The sequence below is a fragment of the Thalassotalea profundi genome, assembly GCF_014653195.1.
GTDB lineage: Bacteria > Pseudomonadota > Gammaproteobacteria > Enterobacterales > Alteromonadaceae > Thalassotalea_B > Thalassotalea_B profundi.
Window position 1 is genome coordinate 1 of the sequence record NZ_BNAH01000029.1, and the last position, 1323, is coordinate 1323.

The 1323-nt window shown below is 60.5% G+C and carries 1 protein-coding gene; it reads right to left on the reverse strand.

Annotated elements, in window-relative coordinates:
• Positions 1-235: 235 nt before the first annotated feature.
• On the reverse strand, positions 236-1323 hold a 1088-nt coding region (locus tag IE155_RS17845), incomplete at its 5' end, for an IS91-like element ISCR2 family transposase (RefSeq protein WP_000314083.1).

Sequence of the window (1323 nt, forward strand, 5' to 3'; positions counted from 1 at the left end):
ACGTATAGGAAGAATAAACGCCCTTTTCACCCAAGTCCAACAGCTTTGGACCGCAGTTGACTCTTTCGACACCCCTGCGATGCAACCCAATCCGGCTGACGGGGAGCCAGCAACGCTGAAAATTTACCCTCCTCTTTCCCACTAGCGGCTCCTTTTCCGACAACCAGCACGGCGGATCCCTGCCGCGGCGCTGTGAACGCAGCATTTTGATTGGTATCGTTGGCCTTCAGGCTCGTCAGTCAAACAGACCCAGGAGCAGCTCAGCCGGTGGCGCCCGGCTTTCGGGTAACGCCCTGGTCCCGCTGGTTTCGGCTTTGTGCTTCAGGTGATCAAGGATCTGCTTGATCACTATAGGGTCTTCAATGCAGGCGATGACTTTCATGGCGCCGCCGCAGCCGCTGCAGGTCTCGATGTCGATATTGAAAACACGCTTGAGCCGTTGCGCCCATGTCATCGACGCTCGCCGTTGTGCTGGTGTTGCCGGTTCATCAGCCACCCTGACCTTGTTGCCCCTGCCCCGTTTTGCCGGCGTGACCAACGCCCGGTGCCGACTGTTGGGTGCGAACACCCCGTGGAAGCGGGTTAGGTTGACTCTGGGCTTCGGTACCAGGGCGGCCAGCCTTGCAATGAAATCCAATGGTTCGAAAATGACGTGCGTGGTGCCGTCCCGGTACGGCGTCTTGAGCTGGTAGCGCACGTTGCCGCCTCGTGTTAACGACAGCCGCTTCTCGGATACCGCCGGGCGGCTGATGTACCGGCACAGCCGTTCGAGCTTCTTGCGTTCATCGGCCCTGGCCGCCACGCCGGCGTGCAGGCTGGACCCGGCTACCTTGCCAATCCCGTCACCGAACGGATCACCACTGGTCGGCAGAGTTTGCAAAGTGAACACCTTTCGCCCCGCCTGTGAACCGACAGCGATACGGTAAGTGATCGAGTGCCCCAGCAGGGGTGTCATCGGGTCGTCATCCACCGCATCCGAGGCCAGATAGCTGTTTTCGACATCCCGTTCCAGCAGGCCTTGCCGTTCCAGATAGCGACCCACCCGGTGGGCGATGGTGTGCGTCAGCTGGGTGAGCTCTGGGCTGGTCGGCGCCTTGACCCAGCGGAAACGCGCTGAGCCGTGGGATTGCTCGACATACACACCGTCGAGAAACAGCATGTGGAAGTGAACATTCAGATTGAGCGCCGATCCAAAACGCTGGATCAGGGTGACCGCGCCCGTCTTGGCCACTTGGTGGGTATGGCCCGCTTTCTTGACCAGGTGCGTGGCAATGACGCGGTAAACGATGCCCAGCACCCACCCCATGATCTCGGGCCGGCTGG